17 protein-coding genes and 2 pseudogenes are annotated in these 18,157 nt (G+C 70.5%); 13 read left to right on the top strand and 6 right to left on the bottom strand.

Going from position 1 to position 18,157, the window contains the following annotated elements; translation table 11 throughout:
• The first annotated feature begins 138 nt into the window (after positions 1-138).
• Positions 139-1,782, top strand: a complete 1,644-nt coding sequence (locus AB0G20_RS33735; RefSeq protein ID WP_361309074.1) for a sigma-70 family RNA polymerase sigma factor — start codon at positions 139-141, stop codon at positions 1,780-1,782.
• On the opposite strand, the gene AB0G20_RS33730 is transcribed toward AB0G20_RS33735, so the two are convergent.
• Together AB0G20_RS33730 and AB0G20_RS33725 are read right to left on the bottom strand one after the other, a co-directional pair.
• Positions 1,727-2,452, bottom strand: coding sequence for a glycerophosphodiester phosphodiesterase (locus AB0G20_RS33730; RefSeq protein ID WP_361309071.1), 726 nt, complete (start codon positions 2,450-2,452; stop codon positions 1,727-1,729). The two genes, AB0G20_RS33735 and AB0G20_RS33730, sit on opposite strands and share 56 nt — an antisense overlap.
• Positions 2,449-3,567, bottom strand: coding sequence for an adenosine deaminase (locus tag AB0G20_RS33725; protein ID WP_361309294.1), 1,119 nt, complete (start codon positions 3,565-3,567; stop codon positions 2,449-2,451). The genes AB0G20_RS33730 and AB0G20_RS33725 overlap by 4 nt, the downstream gene beginning before the upstream one ends.
• Positions 3,568-3,727: 160 nt before the next feature.
• Between AB0G20_RS33725 and AB0G20_RS33720 the strand changes: the two genes are divergently transcribed.
• Both AB0G20_RS33720 and AB0G20_RS33715 read left to right on the top strand, forming a co-directional pair.
• Positions 3,728-4,357 carry a DUF4190 domain-containing protein gene (locus AB0G20_RS33720; RefSeq protein WP_361309068.1) on the top strand — a complete coding sequence of 210 codons (630 nt, stop codon included), beginning with the start codon at positions 3,728-3,730 and terminating at the stop codon, positions 4,355-4,357.
• A gap of 69 nt (positions 4,358-4,426) precedes the next feature.
• The gene (locus tag AB0G20_RS33715; protein WP_361309065.1) at positions 4,427-4,891 is read left to right on the top strand and encodes a DUF4190 domain-containing protein; all 465 of its coding nucleotides are present in this window, start codon (positions 4,427-4,429) and stop codon (positions 4,889-4,891) included.
• Between the two features lie 51 nt (positions 4,892-4,942).
• On the opposite strand, the gene AB0G20_RS33710 is transcribed toward AB0G20_RS33715, so the two are convergent.
• On the bottom strand, positions 4,943-5,518 hold the full coding sequence (locus AB0G20_RS33710; protein ID WP_361309062.1) for an NADAR family protein: 576 nt from the start codon (positions 5,516-5,518) through the stop codon (positions 4,943-4,945).
• A 199-nt stretch (positions 5,519-5,717) separates the two neighbouring features.
• On the opposite strand from AB0G20_RS33710, the gene AB0G20_RS33705 reads away from it, so the two are divergent.
• From AB0G20_RS33705 to AB0G20_RS33675, 7 genes are all read left to right on the top strand, one after another.
• The gene (locus AB0G20_RS33705; protein WP_361309060.1) at positions 5,718-7,253 is read left to right on the top strand and encodes a gamma-aminobutyraldehyde dehydrogenase; all 1,536 of its coding nucleotides are present in this window, start codon (positions 5,718-5,720) and stop codon (positions 7,251-7,253) included.
• Between the two features lie 56 nt (positions 7,254-7,309).
• Positions 7,310-8,557, top strand: coding sequence for a spermidine/putrescine ABC transporter substrate-binding protein (locus tag AB0G20_RS33700; protein WP_361309058.1), 1,248 nt, complete (start codon positions 7,310-7,312; stop codon positions 8,555-8,557).
• A gap of 5 nt (positions 8,558-8,562) precedes the next feature.
• Positions 8,563-9,708 carry an ABC transporter ATP-binding protein gene (locus AB0G20_RS33695; protein ID WP_361309055.1) on the top strand — a complete coding sequence of 382 codons (1,146 nt, stop codon included), beginning with the start codon at positions 8,563-8,565 and terminating at the stop codon, positions 9,706-9,708.
• A complete protein-coding gene (locus AB0G20_RS33690) occupies positions 9,708-10,637 on the top strand; it encodes an ABC transporter permease (protein WP_361309053.1) in 930 nt (309 codons plus the stop codon). The genes AB0G20_RS33695 and AB0G20_RS33690 overlap by 1 nt, the downstream gene beginning before the upstream one ends.
• On the top strand, positions 10,638-11,438 hold the full coding sequence (locus AB0G20_RS33685; protein WP_361309051.1) for an ABC transporter permease: 801 nt from the start codon (positions 10,638-10,640) through the stop codon (positions 11,436-11,438). It abuts the gene before it with no gap.
• An 18-nt stretch (positions 11,439-11,456) separates the two neighbouring features.
• A complete protein-coding gene (locus AB0G20_RS33680; protein ID WP_361309049.1) occupies positions 11,457-12,875 on the top strand; it encodes an FAD-dependent oxidoreductase in 1,419 nt (472 codons plus the stop codon).
• Positions 12,876-13,016: 141 nt separating this feature from the next.
• Positions 13,017-13,472, top strand: a complete 456-nt coding sequence (locus tag AB0G20_RS33675) for a hypothetical protein (RefSeq protein ID WP_361309046.1) — start codon at positions 13,017-13,019, stop codon at positions 13,470-13,472.
• Positions 13,473-13,699: 227 nt separating this feature from the next.
• Here AB0G20_RS33675 and AB0G20_RS33670 read toward each other — a convergent pair whose 3' ends face one another.
• Entirely contained in the window at positions 13,700-14,362 is a 663-nt protein-coding gene (locus AB0G20_RS33670) for a phosphatase PAP2 family protein (protein ID WP_361309044.1), read from the bottom strand.
• Between the two features lie 56 nt (positions 14,363-14,418).
• On the opposite strand from AB0G20_RS33670, the gene AB0G20_RS33665 reads away from it, so the two are divergent.
• Positions 14,419-14,559 carry a hypothetical protein gene (locus AB0G20_RS33665; protein WP_361309041.1) on the top strand — a complete coding sequence of 47 codons (141 nt, stop codon included), beginning with the start codon at positions 14,419-14,421 and terminating at the stop codon, positions 14,557-14,559.
• A gap of 241 nt (positions 14,560-14,800) precedes the next feature.
• Here AB0G20_RS33665 and AB0G20_RS33660 read toward each other — a convergent pair whose 3' ends face one another.
• Positions 14,801-15,130 carry a helix-turn-helix domain-containing protein gene (locus AB0G20_RS33660; protein WP_361309039.1) on the bottom strand — a complete coding sequence of 110 codons (330 nt, stop codon included), beginning with the start codon at positions 15,128-15,130 and terminating at the stop codon, positions 14,801-14,803.
• A 133-nt stretch (positions 15,131-15,263) separates the two neighbouring features.
• Between AB0G20_RS33660 and AB0G20_RS33655 the strand changes: the two genes are divergently transcribed.
• Positions 15,264-16,154, top strand: coding sequence for an NAD(P)-binding domain-containing protein (locus AB0G20_RS33655; RefSeq protein ID WP_361309036.1), 891 nt, complete (start codon positions 15,264-15,266; stop codon positions 16,152-16,154).
• A 24-nt stretch (positions 16,155-16,178) separates the two neighbouring features.
• Here the strand turns inward: AB0G20_RS33655 and AB0G20_RS33650 are convergent.
• Positions 16,179-16,394: pseudogene (locus AB0G20_RS33650) on the bottom strand (phosphoesterase); the annotation flags it as partial.
• 433 nt (positions 16,395-16,827) lie between these two features.
• Between AB0G20_RS33650 and AB0G20_RS33645 the strand changes: the two are divergent.
• Positions 16,828-18,103, top strand: a pseudogene (locus tag AB0G20_RS33645) (transposase).
• Positions 18,104-18,157 lie beyond the last annotated feature (54 nt).

Below are 18,157 nucleotides of genomic sequence, written 5' to 3'. Positions count from 1 at the left end.
AAAGGTGCCGGGAGTAGAAAGTGTTATCGCCTGCCCTTCACGCCGTCTCCACTGTGATCCCCGACATGGCGAGGACCCCGGGACCGGCTGAGAGGGTGCGTGCGGAACATCAGTGAACCCAGGCGTCGAGAGGCCACCGTGGACAGTCAGCACTGGCGCGCCGTCATCACGGCGGCGCAGGCCGGCGACCGGCGGGCGCTGGACGAGCTGGTCGCGGGCTGGCTGCCGCTGGTCTACAACATCGTGGGCCGGGCCCTGAACGGGCACGCCGACGTCGACGACGTGGTGCAGGAGACCATGCTGCGGGCGGTCGGCCACCTCGGCTCACTGCGCGACCCGGACAGCTTCCGGTCCTGGCTGGTGGCGATCGCCATGCGGCAGATCCGCGACCGGGCCCGGCACAGGACCCCGGACCGGCTGGAGGAGGCGGCGGCCTCCGACTTCGCCGAACTGACCGTGCTGCGGCTCCAGCTGGAAGGCCAGCGGCGCGAGGTCGCCGAGGCGGTGCGGTGGCTCGACGACGAGGACCGGCAGTTGCTGTCGCTGTGGTGGCTGGAGGTCGCGGGCGAACTGACCCGGCGCGAACTGGCCGCCGCCGTGGGCATCACCCGCCAGCACGCCGCCGTGCGCGTCCAGCGGATGAAGGAGCGCCTGGAGACCTCGCGCGGCATCGTCCGCGCCCTGGACGGCGCCTGCCCGGACCTCCGGGAACTGACCGGCCGGTGGAACGGGCGGCCCGACTCGGTGTGGCGCAAGCGGCTGGCCCGGCACATCCGCGGCTGCGGCTACTGCGGCGACACCCGCGAGGCCGTCGTCCCGGCCGAACGCCTCCTGGTCGGCATCGCCCTCGTCCCGCTGCCCGTCGGCTTCACCCTGTCGCTCGCCTTCGGCGGCAAGACCGCGGCGGCCGCCACCTCGGCAGGCTGGTCCGCCAAGCTGCTCGGCGCGCTCACCAAGCCGGCCGTCGCGATGACGGCGGGCGCGACGATCGCCGCGGGCGGCGCCTACGTCGTCACCCAGCCGCCGGACGCCCCGCCTCCCAGGGCCGCGGTCACCCCCACGGCGACGGCCACGTCCGAACCGCCGCCCTCCGCCACGCCCAGCCCCAGCCCCACCCCCACGCCCTCCCCGTCGGCGAAGAGGAAGGCCGACCTGTACGGCACGGTCGTCGACGCCGTCGACCGCGCCCCGGACCCGAACGCCCGGCCCGCCGCCCTGCCTCGACGCTCCGAGTCCGGCATCACCAGCACCGGCGGCCCGAAGGCCGTCATGCAGCACCGCGGCGACAGCGTGACGCTGAGCGGTCAGGGCTATGTCCTGGTCCGCTGGCAGATCTCGCCGCACGCCCGGCCCGGCGCGGTGGTCATGCCGACCTGGACCGGCCTGAAGGGCAAGCTGTTCCACGTGGCCTCCGGCGGCTCGCGCCGCATGGACGACCCGCTGCCCGGCGTCCCGAACGGCTACGCCACCGGCATGGGCGGCCCGGACATCGGCTACGCGGTCCTCCCGCCCGGCACCCAGCAGATGTGGCAGAACGAGTACTTCTACCTCGACGGCACCGTCACCCTCACCCAGAACGAACGGGGCTGCGACTACGGCCTCGCCGTCTTCCCGTCGAACCGGGACGCCGTGGACAAGGACGTCAACGAGGGCCCCGCCCAGGGCGCCATCCGCTACGGGCTCGTCCGCGACACCGGCACGGACAGCGCGCCGGTGCCGCAGTACGTCACGCGGGCGACCCCGGCCGATCCGGCGACGGTGCCGCAGCGCTCGCGCGTGTAGCGCACAGCACGTCGACGCGGTTCGTCGTGATCGAGTCCACGCCCGCCTGGAGCAGTCGCCGCATGGAGCGGCGTGTGTCGGGGGTCCAGACGGACAGCAGGTGGCCGTCGCGGTGCACGCGCTCGGCGAGAGGGCGGTCCACCAGGGAGAAGCGGTAGTTGAGCCAGCGCGGGCGGATCGCCTCCAGCAGGACGGGCCGGGGCGGGGCCAGCGTCGTCCAGGTGAGGGCGATCTCGGCGGCCGGATCCGCCGCGCGCACGGCGAGCATGGCGTCGGCGCCCGCGCAGTAGTAGACGCGGTCCGCCGCCCCCGCCTCCTCCACGACGCCCATGACCCGGCGCACCGCCCGCACGTCGGGCGACCCGGGCAGGTCGATCATCACCCGGTGCCCGTCGGTCGCGGTCAGCGCCTCGGCCAGGGCCGGCACCCCGCCGCCGGTCAGCCCGCGCACTTCCTCGAAGGACAGCGCGAGCAACGGCCGTTCGTGCTCCCAGAGCCGCTTCAGCGTCGCGTCGTGCAGCAGCACCGGCACGCCGTCCCGGGTGAGCCGTACGTCGATCTCCACCGCGTCCGCGCCCCGGCGCAGGGCGGAACGCAGCGAGGCGACGGTGTTCTCGCGGACGCGGTAGGGATCGCCCCGGTGGGCCACGGCGACCGGGACGGGCGTCACCGGGTGAGCCACTGCGCGGTGTACGTGTCGATCTCGTCCGCGATCCGGGCCTTGCCCGCCGCGTCCAGGAAGGACGCCTCGACGGCGTTCTTCGCCAGGTCGGCAAGGCCACGCTCGTCGAGGTCGAGCAGCCGGGCGGCGACCGCGTACTCGTTGTCGAGGTCGGTGCCGAACATCGGCGGGTCGTCGGAGTTGATGGTGACGACGACCCCGGCCCGCACGAACTCCTTGATCGGGTGCTCGTCGAGGGTGCGGACCGCGCGGGTGGCGATGTTCGAGGTCGGGCACACCTCCAGCGGGATCCGGTGCTCGGCGAGGTGCGCGAGCAGCTTCGGGTCCTGCGCGGAGCTGGTGCCGTGCCCGATGCGCTCGGCCCGCAGGTGGGTCAGTGCGTCCCACACCGTCTGCGGGCCGGTCGTCTCGCCCGCGTGCGGTACGGAGTGCAGTCCGGCGGCGATCGCCCGGTCGAAGTACGGCTTGAACTGCGGCCGCTCCACGCCGACTTCGGGCCCGCCGAGACCGAAGGAGACCAGGCCCTCCGGACGCAGCCGGTCGTCGGTGGCGAGCCGGGTCGTCTCCTCGGCGGCCTCCAGGCCCGCCTCCCCGGGGATGTCGAAGCACCAGCGCAGCACGGTCCCGAACTCGGCCTCGGCGGCCTTGCGGGCGTCCTCGATCGCGTCCATGAAGGCGCGCTCGTCGATGCCGCGGCGGGTGGACGAGAAGGGCGTGATGGTCAGCTCGGCGTACCGCACCTGCTGCCGGGCCAGGTCCCGGGCCACCTCGTACGTCAGCAGCCGGACGTCCTCCGGGGTGCGGATCAGGTCGACGACCGACAGGTACACGTCGATGAAGTGCGCGAAGTCGGTGAACGTGAAGTAGTCGGCCAGCGCCTCGGGGTCGGTCGGCACCTTCGAGTCGGGGTGCCGCGCGGCCAGTTCGGAGACGATCCGGGGGGAGGCGGATCCCACGTGGTGCACATGCAGTTCGGCCTTGGGCAGTCCGGCGATGAAGGCCTTCAGGTCGCGTGGGGCGCGGGGGTCGACAAGATGCTCGGTCAAGGGTTCCTCCCCGGAACGGCGCCGCTGCCGGCGTGAGGCGGGCGGGGCGCGGGTGATCGGCTGATCGATGACTCGGAATTCATCGTAGGCGTGAGGTGCAGCGCCCTTCCTTCAGGGGCGCGGGGACCTGCGCGACCAGCCCCCACGCACCCGCACTGTGGCACGCGCCGAACGGCCCCGTAGCATGACGGCACGATCGACCCAGGGGGGACGCACGATGACGGACGCGACGCAGCCCGGCGGAGGCAGCCACGACCCGTGGGCGCCTCCGGAGAGCACGCCCTCGCTCGACAAGAACCAGACGCCGCAGCCGCCGTCCGTGCACGACCAGGCCACGGTCACCTCGATGCCGGGCTTCACCCCACCCGCCGGCACGCCCCAGTACGACCCGTCCGGCACCGGCACCGGCGCTGTCCCGCCCCCGCCCGTGGCTCCCACCGGCCCGGGAGCGCCCGGCGGCTACGGCTACCCGGGCTACCCCCAGTCCGGCTACGGCTGGCCAGGCATGCCCCCGGCCCCCCAGAACGGCCTGGGCATCGCCGCGATGGTGCTCGGCATCGTCTCCTGCACCCTCTTCTGCCTCTACGGCGTGGTCTCCCTGGTCACCGGCATCCTCGCCGTCGTCTTCGGCATCAAGGGCCGCAAGCGCGCCGAGGCCGGAGTGGCCACCAACCACGGTCAGGCCCAGGCCGGTCTGATCATGGGCATCATCGGGATCATCCTCGGCATCACGGTGATCGTCCTGATCGCCGTCGGCATCACGGCCGCGATCAACAGCGACGACTACGACGACGACCCGTACTACGGCACCCTCGGCCCGGTGGCCACCGCCCCCTCCCACCGCTGAAACAGGGCGTCTTCACGGCCTACTTGGCCACTACGATGCCCTGGTCTGACAACGGAGGGGAGTACGTCCATGTCCAACACCAACCCGCCCCCGGGTGGTTTCGGCCCGCCGGCCCAGCCGCCGCAGCAGCCGGCCCCGGGATACGGCTATCCGCAGCAGCCCGGCCCGGGCTACGGCTACCCCCAGGGCAGCCCCGGCTACCCGGCCGCGCCGCCCGTGGGCTACCCGCAGGCGCCCGGCTACGGGATGCCCGCGCAGCCCAGCAACGGCATGGGAACCGCGGGACTGGTGCTGGGCATCATCGGCGTGGTCTGCAGCGTGACGTTCATCATGTGGTTCTTCGGCGTGATCCTGGGCATTCTCGCGATCATCTTCGGCGCCATCGGCCGCGGCAAGGCCACCCGCGGTGAGGCCACGAACAAGGGCGCGGCGACCGCGGGCCTGGTCTGCGGCATCATCGCCACCGTGATCCTGCCGCTGTTGGGCTTCCTGCTGTTCGCCAGCATCATGGGCGGGCTCGGCGCGGCGGCCTGAGCGGAGCTCCGAGGGCTCATGAGGGGCCGGTCCCGAGGACCGGCCCCTCACTCATGCCCCGGTGGTCCGGAGCCGCGCCCGCGCCTCCATCAGCGCGAACCCCAGCAGATTCGGCCCCCGCCACCGCTCCGGATCGGCCGCCGCCTCGTCGTCCGCGGCCAGCCCGATGCCCCACACCCGGTCCACGGGGCTCGCCTCGACCAGCACCCGCTCGCCCGTGCCCAGCAGATACGCCCGCAGCTCGGGATGCGCGCCGAACTTGTGGACGCTGCCCTCCACGACGATCCCGAACCGCTCCCGCCGCCAGAGCGCCTCGTCGAACCCCCGCACCAGCCGCCCCGCCTTCTTCGCCTCGGCGGGATGCTCCGCGGCCAGCACGGCACGCTCCGCCGCCGCGTCCTCGAACAGCCGGGCCTTGCCCGCCATCATCCAGTGCTCGGCCGTCGCGTACGCCACGCCGTCCACCGTGAACGGCGCCTGCCACCACTGGCTCAGACAGCTCGGACCGATCCGGCCGTCGGGCCGCGGCCGGTGCCCCCAGAAGTGCAGATACTTCACCCTGGCCCCTTCGCGGACCGCCCTGATCAGGGCCTCCTGCGAGCCGACCGCCCCCGTGATCTTCTCCATGCACGCGAGTCTGGCACGCACCACGGACACAGCGTCCTGCCTTTTCGCGGCGAACTCGACACCTGGTCGACAGATTCCGTCGCGTAACCAAAAATCAACAACGGAATCACTTGTTGGAGTGGCATACCTCTGTCAGGATCGGCACTCAAATCGAGCCTGAGCCACGCCGGCCCCACCAGGGGACACGGAGGAGAGCGACATGCACAACCCGGGCAATGCCACCCCGGACCGATTTCCGGCCGAGGAGCGCTTCGCGGAGGGCGCGCAGTTCATCGCGGGGCGTCTGACCAGGGGCACCTCCGGCCGCACGCACGCGGTCGTCGACCCGGCATCGGGCGAGGAGGTCCTCACCTACGAGCTGGCGGGCACGGCCGACGTCGACCGGGCCGTGGCCGCCGCCCGTGCGGCCTTCCCCGGCTGGGCGGGAGCCACCCCCGGCGAGCGGTCCGACGCCCTGCACCGGTTCGCCGCGGTCCTCGCCGACCGGGCCGAGGACTTCGCCCGCGCCGAGTCGCTCCAGTGCGGCAAGCCGCTGAAGCTGACCCGCGAGTTCGACGTCCCGGGGACCATCGACAACGCCTCCTTCTTCGCCGGTGCCGCACGGCATCTGCAGGGGCAGTCGGCCGGTGAGTACTCCGGCGACCACACGTCGTACATCCGTCGCGAGCCCATCGGGGTCGTCGGCTCGATCGCGCCCTGGAACTACCCCCTGCAGATGGCCGCCTGGAAGATCCTCCCGGCGATCGCCGCGGGCAACACCATCGTGCTGAAGCCCGCCGAGCTCACCCCGCTGACCTCGCTGCTCTTCGCCCAGGCGGCCACCGACGCCGGGATCCCGGACGGTGTGATCAACATCGTCACCGGCACCGGCAGGGAGGCCGGGGAGCACCTCGTCGGCCACCCGGACGTGGCCATGACGTCCTTCACCGGCTCCACCGCCGTCGGCAAGCGCGTCGCCGAGGTCGCCACCGCCACCGTCAAGCGCCTCCACCTGGAGCTCGGCGGCAAGGCGCCCTTCGTGGTCTTCGACGACGCCGACCTGGAGGCCGCCGCCCACGGCGCGGTCGCGGGCTCCCTCATCAACACCGGGCAGGACTGCACGGCCGCCACGCGCGCGTACGTGCAACGGCCGCTGTACGAGGCCTTCGTGGAACGGACCGCGGCGCTCATGGAGACGGTCCGGCTCGGCGACCCCTTCGCCGCCGGCACCGACCTCGGCCCGCTGATCTCGCACGCGCAGCGGGACCGGGTCGCCGGTTTCGTCGACCGGGCGCGGGCCTACGCACGCGTGGTGACCGGCGGCGAGGCACCCGAGGGCGAGCTCGCCAAGGGCGCCTACTACCGGCCCACGCTCATCGCCGACGCTGCCCAGGACAGCGAGGTCGTCCAGTCGGAGATCTTCGGGCCGGTCCTGGTCGTGCTGCCCTTCGACACCGACGACGAGGGCCTCGCGCTCGCCAACGACACCCCGTACGGTCTCGCCGCCTCCGCGTGGAGCCGGGACGTGTACCGCGCGAACCGAGCCACCCGCGAGATCAAGGCCGGCTGCGTGTGGATCAACGACCACATCCCGATCATCAGCGAGATGCCGCACGGCGGCTACAAGTCCTCCGGCTACGGCAAGGACATGTCCGCGTACTCGTTCGAGGAGTACACCCAGATCAAGCACGTCATGTTCGACAACACCGCGGTGGCCGCGAAGGACTGGCACCGCACCGTGTTCGGGGATCGATAGCCGTTTGCAGGCCGCCTGACCAACGGCCGTCAACCCTCCGAAAGGGCACCACGCGCATGGAGCAGTACGAGCCCGACCGCCTGTCCGCGGCCCAAAGGGCCGCCATGAGGCGCAGTTTCACCAACGGCAGGGCCTCCCTCACCCGGCGGTCCCTGCTGCGCGCCTCGGCGGGCGGGGCGCTCGCGGCCGGCGGACTCGGCACGCTGAGCGCCTGTGGCATCCCCGCCGCCGGCCAGTCGAAGGGCGGCGTCTCGGCCGAGGACCACTCGGCCAAGGAGAAGACGGTGAACTTCTCCAACTGGACCGAGTACATGGACGTCGACGACAGCGGCAAGCACCACCCGACGCTGGACCAGTTCGCGAAACGGACCGGCATCAAGGTCAAGTACACCGAGGACATCAACGACAACAACGAGTTCTTCGGCAAGATCAAGCCGCAGCTCGCCGCGGGCCAGGACACCGGCCGTGACCTGATCGTCCTCACCGACTGGCTGGCCGCCCGCCTCATCCGCCTCGGCTGGGCGCAGAAGCTCGACCCGAGCAACCTGCCGCACGCCTACGCCAACCTGTCGGCCCAGTTCCGCAGCCCCGACTGGGACCCGGGCCGTGCGTACTCGTACGTCTGGCAGGGCATCTCGACCGTCATCGCGTACAACAAGAAGGCCCTCGACGGAGTCGAGGTGAAGTCGATATCCGACCTGCTCGACAACCCCAAGCTCAAGGGACGGGTCGGCTTCCTGTCGGAGATGCGTGACAGCATCGGCATGACGCTGCTCGACATGGGCAAGGACCCGGCCGACTTCACCGCCGACGACTACGACGCGGCCATCGCCCGCCTGCAGAAGGCCGTCGACAAGGGCCAGATCCGCCGCTTCACCGGCAACGACTACACCTCGGACCTGACCAGCGGCGACTTCGCCGCCTGCGTCGCCTGGGCCGGTGACGTCGTCCAGCTCAAGGCGGACAGCCCCGACATCGACTTCCTCATCCCGGACAGCGGCTATGTCACGTCGACCGACAACCTGCTGATCCCCAACAAGGCCCGCCACAAGACCAACGCCGAGCGGCTCATCGACTTCTACTACGAGCCGAAGGCGGCCGCCGAACTCGCCGCGTACATCAACTACGTGTGCCCCGTCGACGGCGTGAAGGCCGAGCTGGAGAAGATCGACGAGGACGCGGCGAACAACCCGCTGATCCTTCCCGACAAGGCCATGGCCGCCAAGTCCCATGCCTTCCGCTCGCTGAGCTCGAAGGAAGAGACCGAGTTCGAAGCGAAGTTCGCGAAGCTGACGGGGGCGTGACCACCATGACGAACAAGACAGACCCCAGCGGCGACGTGCGCCTCACGGGCATAGCCAAGACCTACGGCGCCTTCACCGCCGTGCACCCGCTCGACCTGACCGTGCCGCAGGGCTCCTTCTTCGCCCTGCTCGGCGCCTCCGGCTGCGGCAAGACCACCACCCTGCGCATGATCGCCGGCCTGGAGGAACCTTCCGCCGGCACCGTCTTCCTGGGCGACCAGGACGTGACGGCCCTGCCGCCGTACAAGCGGCCGGTGAACACCGTCTTCCAGTCGTACGCCCTCTTCCCGCACCTCGACATCTTCGAGAACGTCGCCTTCGGCCTGCGTCGGCGCGGCCTGAAGTCGGTGAAGAAGCAGGTCGAGGAGATGCTCGACCTGGTCCAGCTCGGCGAGCAGGCCCGCAAGAAGCCGCACCAGCTCTCCGGCGGCCAGCAGCAGCGCGTCGCCGTGGCCCGCGCGCTGATCAACCACCCCAAGGTGCTGCTGCTCGACGAGCCGCTCGGCGCCCTCGACCTCAAGCTGCGCCGCCAGATGCAGCTGGAGCTCAAGCGCATCCAGACCGAGGTCGGCATCACCTTCATTCACGTCACGCACGACCAGGAGGAGGCCATGACGATGGCCGACACGGTCGCCGTGATGAACGCGGGCCGCGTCGAGCAACTGGGCGCGCCCACCGACCTCTACGAGAACCCGCGCACCACGTTCGTCGCGAACTTCCTCGGCACCTCCAACTTCATCGAGGCCGAGGTCGACTCCAGGAGCGGCGAGGAGATCGTGCTGAAGGCGGGCGGCGGCAAGCTCGTCCTGCCCGAGGCGCGCTGTTCCGCTGAGGCGGCCACCGGCGGCAAGGTGCTGGTCGGTGTCCGCCCGGAGAAGATCTCCCTCACCCACGCGGACGCCGCCGGCGAGATACCCGAGGGCCGCAACCGCATCACGGGCCGGATCGCCGACTCCAGCTTCATCGGCGTCTCCACGCAGTACGTCGTCGACAGCCCGGTCTGCTCCGACTTCGAGGTCTACGCCCAGAACATCGACCGCGACCCCCGCCTGGTGCCCGGCGCCGAGGTCGTCCTGCACTGGAAGCCGGCCCACACCTTCGGCCTGGACGCCGCGCAGGACGCCGACGCCGGAGTGGAAGAGGCGGTCTGATGTCGACACTCACCGAGGCGCCACCGCCCCTCGCCCCGCAAGCGCCCGAGCCGAAGCCCCCGAAGCGCAGGGGCCGCTGGACGCCGTACTGGCTGCTGCTGCCCGGCATCCTCTGGCTGGTCGTCTTCTTCGCGCTGCCGATGATCTATCAGGCCTCCACGTCCGTGCAGACGGGCTCCCTGGAGCAGGGCTACAAGGTCACCTGGCACTTCGCCACCTACTGGGACGCGCTCTCCGCGTACTGGCCGCAGTTCGTCCGCTCGGTGCTCTACGCGGGCACGGCGACGATCCTGTGCCTGCTGCTCGGCTATCCGCTGGCGTATCTGATCGCCTTCCGGGCGGGCCGCTGGCGCAACCTGATCATGATCCTGGTGATCGCGCCGTTCTTCACCAGCTTCCTGATCCGCACCCTCGCCTGGAAGACGATCCTCGCGGACGGCGGCCCGGTCGTCGGCGCGCTCAACACGCTGCACGTCCTGGACGTCACCAGCTGGCTCGGCTGGACCGCCGGCGACCGTGTCCTGGCCACGCCGCTCGCGGTGGTCTGCGGTCTGACGTACAACTTCCTGCCGTTCATGATCCTGCCGCTCTACACCTCGCTGGAGCGGATCGACGGACGGCTCCACGAGGCCGCCGGTGATCTGTACGCCCGCCCCTCGACGACGTTCCGCAAGGTCACCTTCCCGCTGTCGATGCCGGGTGTCGTCTCCGGCACGCTGCTGACCTTCATTCCGGCGGCCGGTGACTACGTGAACGCCGATCTGCTCGGCTCCACCGACACCCGCATGGTCGGAAACGTCATCCAGACGCAGTTCCTGCGAGTCCTCGACTATCCGACGGCCGCGGCGCTCTCCTTCATTCTCATGGCGGCCATTCTGCTCATGGTCACCCTCTACATCCGCAGGTCCGGGACGGAGGATCTGGTCTAAATGCCCTTCGTCAACTGGCTCAAGAGAAATCTCGTCGTCCTGGCGGGACTGCTGACCCTCGGCTATCTGCTCCTGCCGAACGTCATCGTGACGGTGTTCTCCTTCAACAAACCGAAGGGGCGCTTCAACTACGAATGGCAGCAGTTCTCCCTGGACGCCTGGAAGGACCCGTGCGGAGTCTCCGGGCTGTGCGGGTCACTGTCCCTCAGCCTCCAGATCGCGTTCTGGGCGACGCTCGGCGCCACGCTCCTCGGCACCCTGATCGCCTTCGCTCTGGTCCGCTACCGGTTCCGCGCCCGCGGCGCCGTGAACTCGCTGATCTTCCTGCCGATGGCGATGCCCGAGGTCGTCATGGCCGCCTCGCTGCTCACCCTGTTCCTCAACATGGGCGCCCAGCTGGGCTTCTGGACGATTCTCATCGCCCACATCATGTTCTGCCTGAGTTTCGTGGTCACGGCCGTCAAGGCGCGTGTGATGTCGATGGATCCAAAGCTGGAGGAGGCGGCACGGGACCTGTACGCGGGCCCGTTCCAGACCTTCGTGAGGGTCACGCTGCCGATCGCGGCGCCCGGCATCGCGGCGGGTGCGCTGCTCGCCTTCGCGCTCTCCTTCGACGACTTCATCATCACCAATTTCAACGCCGGTTCGACCGTCACCTTCCCCATGTTCGTCTGGGGCTCGGCGCAGCGCGGAACGCCCGTTCAGATCAATGTCATCGGCACGACGATGTTTATCGTCGCCGTACTGTTCGTCCTGGTTTCCATGCTTGCCGGAAACCGCCGCAACAGGCAGAAGGCATAACCGTAGGGAGTTGAAATCATGGCCCCGAGCGCCATGAATCAGTGGATCAGTTCGCTCTCCGACGCCCAGCCGGTCCCGTACTGGCTGGACGACCCCGGCCGGCCCCGTCCCGAACCCGCCCTCACCACCTCCGAGACCTGCGACCTGCTGGTCGTCGGCGGCGGCTACAGCGGACTGTGGACGGCGCTGATCGCCAAGGAACGCGACCCGCAGCGGGACGTGGTGCTGGTGGAGGGCCGCGAGGTGGGCTGGGCCGCCTCCGGCCGCAACGGCGGATTCTGCGCCGCCTCCCTCACCCACGGCCTGCCCAACGGCCTCACCCGCTGGCCCGACGAGATCCACACGCTCCAGGAGCTGGGCGACCGCAACCTCGACGCCATCGAGGCCGCCGTCGCCCGGCACTCCATCGACTGCGACTTCGAACGCACCGGCGAGATCGACGTCGCCACCGAGCCGTACCAGGCGCGCGAACTGCGCGAGTGGCACGAGGAGACGGCCCGCCGGGGCCTGGCCGACGGTGTCGAGTACCTGGACGCCGACGCCGTACGGGAGCAGGTGAACTCACCCACCTTCCAGGCGGGCCTGTGGGACCGCAGGGGCGTCGCCATGCTGAATCCCGCGAAACTCGCCTGGGGTCTGAAGCGGGCGTGCGTGGAGATGGGTGTGCGCGTCTACGAGCACACCCCCGCCCTGACCCTGAAGCCGTACGGCGCGGGCATGGCCGTACGCACGCCCTACGGCCGGATCCGGGCCCGCCGGGTCGCCCTCGGCACCAACATCTTCCCGAACCTGGTCAGACGCGTCCGCTCGTACACCGTCCCGGTCTACGACTACGCCCTGATGACCGAGCCGCTCACCGCCGGGCAGCTCGACTCGATCGGCTGGAAGAACCGCCAAGGACTCGGCGACAGCGCCAACCAGTTCCACTACTTCCGCCTGTCCGCCGACAACCGTATCCTCTGGGGCGGCTACGACGCGATCTACCCCTACGGCGGCCGCGTCCGCGCCGAGTACGACGACCGCCCGGAGACCTATGCCAAGCTCGCCGGGCACTTCTTCACCTGCTTCCCGCAGCTGGAGGGCGTCCGCTTCAGCCACGCCTGGGGCGGCGCGATCGACACCTGCTCCCGCTTCTCGGCGTTCTTCGGCACCGCCCACCAGAGCAAGGTCGCCTACGCGGCCGGGTACACCGGCCTCGGGGTCGGCGCCACCCGCTTCGGCGCCGAGGTGATGCTGGACCTGCTGGCGGGGGAGCGCACCGAGCTCACCGAGCTGGAGATGGTTCGCAGGAAGCCGCTGCCGTTCCCGCCCGAGCCCTTCGCCTGGACGGGCATCGCCCTCACCAAGTGGTCCCTGGCGCGCGCGGACGCCCAGGGCGGCCGCCGCAACCTGTGGCTGCGCACGATGGACCGCCTGGGGCTGGGGTTCGACAGCTGACCGACCGGGTGTGATCCGGTTCACTCCAACGAGGTTCCGGAACCCGCGTAATGACCGGGGGGACACCCCCTTCTCCCTCGTGATGCCCTCCGGACGCCCCGCGCGTCCGTGAGATCCGCGAGAGAGAAGGGGGTCTTTCCGATGACCGGTGCGAAGACGGCGGTCGAGTGGCTCGCATCCGTCGCACCCGACCCCGAGGCCTGCCGCCGGGAGTGGGAGCGCAGCCCGCTCGGGATCGCGCTGCTGCCCGCGGGCAGCGCCTGGGACGTGCTCATCCTGCCCGGCGAACTCGGCTACGCCACGCTCGACGTGCTCACCCGCGTCCTCGACCGGCCGGGCCCCGTGCTCGTCGACTTCGGTGACGCCCGCATGGGGTTCTTCGTGCCGCCGGGCACCGCGGCCCGCTGGCTCGGCACCGGCATCCGTACGGCGGGCGCAGGCACCTGGATCGTCGTGCCGTACCCGGGCCGCTCCTCACCGGGAGGCGTCCGCTGGCTGGTCCCCCCGGACGGTTCGGGCATGCTGACGGACCCGGCCCTGCTGGAACTGGCGATGCACGAGGCGGCGGCGGGGCTGGCGACGGAGAACGACGGTTAGGGTCTGTCGTTTGGATCAGGTCGCAGGGAGGCGACGGTGCTGTTCGACGCCGGTGAGCGGGGTCTGGTGCGTGTCTCTGCAAGGCGGAGGAGGGCGTCGACGCGATGGGGGTCCCTCCCGCGCGAGCGCAGCCGAGCGTGGGGGAGTCGGCAACCGACGACAACGCGGCAGAGGCGCGTGCCAGGCCCCGCGTCTGCGGCCTGATCCAAACGACAGGCCCTAGGGGCCTACCGCTGCGGTCGGTCCGGCGCCGTCGTCCGCCGGAGGAACAGCCACAGCGACGCGAGCAGCACCGCGCACAGGCACCAACTGCCCACCACGTCCAACGGCCAGTGGTAGCCGCGGCGGACGAGGCCGTAGCTCGCGCCGAGGACCAGGGCGGCGCAGAGGGTGATCAGCGCGCGCCGGGCGAGGTCCGTACCGAGCCGGGGGAGCAGCAGCAGGGTCGCGGAGCCGTAGGCGACGGCGGCGGTGGCGGTGTGGCCCGAGGGGTAGTAGCCGGTGCCGGGCGGGACGGCCGGGGTGCCCGGGCGGTCGGTGAGCTCCTTGAGCGGGACGACCAGCGCCGGGACCAGGGCCATGAGCAGGACCGCGGCGGCGACGGGCAGCCACCAGCGGTCCGTGCCGGCGCGCCGGTCGCGTACGGCGACGTACCCGAGCGCGGCGGCGAGGACCGGGACGGCGAACTGGACATTGCCCAGATCGGCGAGGAGTTCGGAGTAGCGGTCCGGGTTCACGAGGAGACGGCTGAGGCGCTCGTCGAGCCGGACGAGCGGGCCGTCGGCGGCGACCTGCCAGGTGACCAGAGCGAAGAGGAGGGCCGGAAGGGCGAGCAGGAGGGCGACGCAGCCCGGGAGGGTGGCGCGGTCCTGGTTCGCGGAGATCGGCATGGGGCACAGCTTGGCACGAGCACAGACGCCGACTCGCGGCCCCTGCGGAGGACCACGTGAACCAGCCGTCCCACGACGACAGCCTCTTCGACCACTGCCCCTGGCTCTTCGCCGGGCAGGCCTCCGAGGAGCCGCGCGCGGCACAGGAGCAGCGGCAGAAGCGGCTGCTCACGGGGCCCCGGGGAGGTGCGACGTGATCCACCCGCTGTGGCTCTGCGCCCGGCAGGCCACCCACCGCTCCGAAGAGGCCCGCTCTTGGGCGGCGTTCCAGCTCACCGCCGCCCTGCGCCGCTGGCAGCCCGGACAGGGCTTCGGCTTCGGCCCCGCCCCGACGGCACCGGTCCGGGCGCGAACCCGGCCTTGCCCTCGGGTACCGGCCGCGAGGGATCCAGCGCCCGGAACCGGCACCGGCCGCCGGAAATCCCGCCTGACTCCGACTCACGGAATGGCTTCGATCCGCCCCAGATTTTCCTCGCCCCATTCACCGAGCGGCGCCAGCGCGTTGTTGAGGGAACGGCCGAATTCGGTCAGCGAGTACTCCACCTTCGGTGGAACCTGATGGTGTACCTCGCGGTGTATCAGACCGCTGTTCTCCATCTCCCGGAGCTGAAGGATCAGCATGCGTTCACTGATTCCGGCCACTGTCCTCCTCAACTCGCCGAAGCGTAAGGGCCCTTCACCGAGCGAGAACAGAATCAGGCCCTTCCACTTTCCTCCCATGACGGCGATGGCGGCATCCAGTCCGCACGTATACGTGCGCTTCGTCATTCGGCCCTCCCGCGAACAAGAATGTCAGTACCCGAGGAAAATGTAGGTACTTGAGGGAATGTACCGCGACCACCCAGCATGGATTCTCGTACGGAAACGACGGCCGGCGGCCGGATACGGACTGGAGAGAAGCATGGCTGGGGACAACCGCACACCCGTGAGCGTCATCGGGCTCGGCTCGATGGGCCGGGCACTGGCCGAGGCGTTCGTGGTCGGCGGGCACCCGACAACCGTCTGGAACCGCACACCGGGCAGGGCGGCGCCGCTCGTGGCCCAAGGCGCGGTCCACGCCGAGGCGGTGGAGGACGCGGTCGCCGCGAGTGGGCTGGTCGTCACCTGCCTGACCACCTTCGAAGCCACCCGCACGGCGCTGGAGCCGGCCGCCGGGGCGTTACGGGGACGGGCCCTGGTCACCCTGAACAGCGGCTCCCCGGCCGGCGCACGCGAGACAGCCGCGTGGGCCGCCGCGCACGGTGCCCGCCTGCTCGCCGGGGCGGTCAAGAATGTGCCGTCGGCCGTGGGAGCGCCGGACACCCTCCTCTACTACAGCGGCGACAGGGCCGTCTTCGAGGAGTACGAGACCACCCTGAGGGTGCTGGGCGGCGACACCGTCCGTCTCGGGGACGAGCCCGATCTCGCCGCGCTGTACGAGATGGCGGTGGGCGCGATGCTGCTGCCCGCGCTCGTCGGCTTCTTCCAGGGGGCCGCCGCCGTCCAGGCGCGCGGACTGCGGGCCGACACGACGGTGCGATTCGCCGGCAAGTGGCTGGACATGATCAAAACGCTACTGCCGATCTACGCCGCGGAGATCGACAGCGGTGACTACAGCGACGCCGCGAGCTCCGTGAACCTCTTCCTCGCGGGCGCGGCCCATGAAGACGACCTGGGCGAGGAGACGAACGTCGACACCGCCTGGCTCGCTCCCCTGCACGACCTGGTGCGGCGGGCGGCGGAGGCGGGGCACGGGGAGCACAGCATCTCGGCCCTGACCGAGGTGCTCAGGAAGGCACCACCGCGGACTTGAGGCAAAAGGCTCGGAGAGGGAGGTCGGCCGCCCCGGAACAGGGGGGGTGGTTCCGGGGCGGCCGTCCGGACCGGAACGTCGCGCGCCCCGGGGGGTTTGGGGCGGGCGACTGTCCGATCGGTGAGGAGATCCAGAGCCTCAGGCTCCGGTTGTGTGCGCGAGGGCACGACCAGGTCGAAGCTGGGGAGGCCCCGGCCTGATGTCGCCCACAGTCCCCTGTGGGCGGGGTGTATCTCTCATCTGAGTAGAACCTACGACAGGGAATGGGCAGAGGGTAGGCCGGAGGGCCTCCTGCCATCCACCTCGCACACCTTCTTCACTTGTTTCCCGCGAGGATGACCCGGCGGGTTCGACCCCGTTGTTCATCTCGAGGTCTCCCGTCGCGCCAGGTGCGGGTGTGTGGCGTCCTGAGATGTGGTGTAGGGGTTCGACTCGGGCCTGGGCCGTGCGAGGACGCTCTGCCAGATCGTCCACCGCACCCACGCGCCCCGCTACCGGACCGTCGTCGCCCCCCATCTGGACCGCTGCCGCGCCGCAGCCACCAGAGTCGGTTGAGGGCGTAGAACGCCCGTATCACTGTTGGCATCCACATCAATGCGAACGTGCGTGCCGGTGATCGCTGGTAGGGGTGGCGCCTGTGTGATCTCGGCATGTGTGTGTGGTGGTCGCACATATGGTCCTCTCGGGTGGGCCGGGATGCAGCGGCCTAGCGCCGAGGACCGTGAGGGGGCGTAGCGTGGGTCGTAGTGCGGAGGGCGGCCATGTCCGCTACACCTACCGACTGCGCGTGGCGTCAACTGCCCGCACGGCTCTGTTGGCGGAGTGGGGCCGGTGCCGTTGGGTGTGGAACGAGTGCGTCGCCAAGTCCAGGGCCATCCACCTTCACAACAGGGCCACAGGGCAACACGCCACGTGCGGTCCGGCGCAGCTCGACAAGATGCTGACCGAAGGGCGCAGGACGATTCCGTGGCTGCGTCACGGCTCGTCGGTTGTTCAGCAGCAGGTCATCCGCGACTTCGGCCGCTCCCGCGCCAAGGCACACAAAGACATCAGGGAGCGCCTGCCCCTACGGCAGGGAGCCGGTATGCCGAAGCACAAGAAGAAGCGCGAGGCGCTGCCCACCCTGAACTACACCCAGCGCGGGTTCCGCCTGAGGGACGGCCGGTTGCACCTGGCCGGGGGCATCGTGGTGACCGTGGTGTGGTCGCGGGAAATGCCCGCTGAGCCGTCCTCGGTACGCGTGTATCAGGACAGCCTCGGGCACTGGTACGGCTCCTTCGTCGTGCCCGCCAAAGTGGTGCCGCTGCCTCCCACCGGTCGCGTACTGGGTGTCGACTGGGGCGTGAAGGAGACCGCGACCACCACATCCGATGCGCACGATCTGCAGCATGCCGAGCACGGCAGGAAGGCCCAGAAGAGGCTGACCCGGTACGACCGGATGATGGCCCGTCGCAGGCCGAAGAAGGGACAGCCGGCGTCGAGGGGCTACCGCGAGGCGCGGACGCTGCGGGCGAAGGCGTACAAGAAGGTCGCCAGGCAGCGCCAGGACACCGGGCGCAAGTGGGCCAAGAAGGTGGTCCGCGACCACGACGCTGTCGCTGTGGAGGACTTCCGTCCGAAGTTCCTCGCGAAGACCACGATGGCCCGCAAGGCCGCGGACGCCGCCATCGGCGCCACCAAGAAGGCCCTGGTCGAGATGGGCCGCAAGCACGGGCGGGACGTCCGCCTGGTCCACCCCGCGCACACCAACGATGGACTGCGCCAGCTGTGTTGCGAGAGCCAAGCACGCACTGCCGCTGGGTGAGCGCACCTACACCTGCACCGCATGCGGAGCCGTGTCCCCACGGGACAAGAACTCCGCACGCGTGATGCTTCACCGGGCTGGTCTCAACCCGGCTGGTGCCGATGGCGCAAGACCTCCTGGAGCGCTGCTCCAGGAGGCAGCCTGAGCCAGGAATCCCCTCCCCTTCAGGGAGGGGAGGATTCAAACGCTCTGCCGCTCG

Source organism: Streptomyces sp. NPDC024017 (assembly GCF_040638895.1).
In the GTDB taxonomy this organism is placed as follows: Bacteria; Actinomycetota; Actinomycetes; order Streptomycetales; family Streptomycetaceae; genus Streptomyces.
The sequence above is the reverse complement of the archived record's forward strand: the minus strand, read 5'-3'. Positions and strand labels throughout refer to the sequence as shown.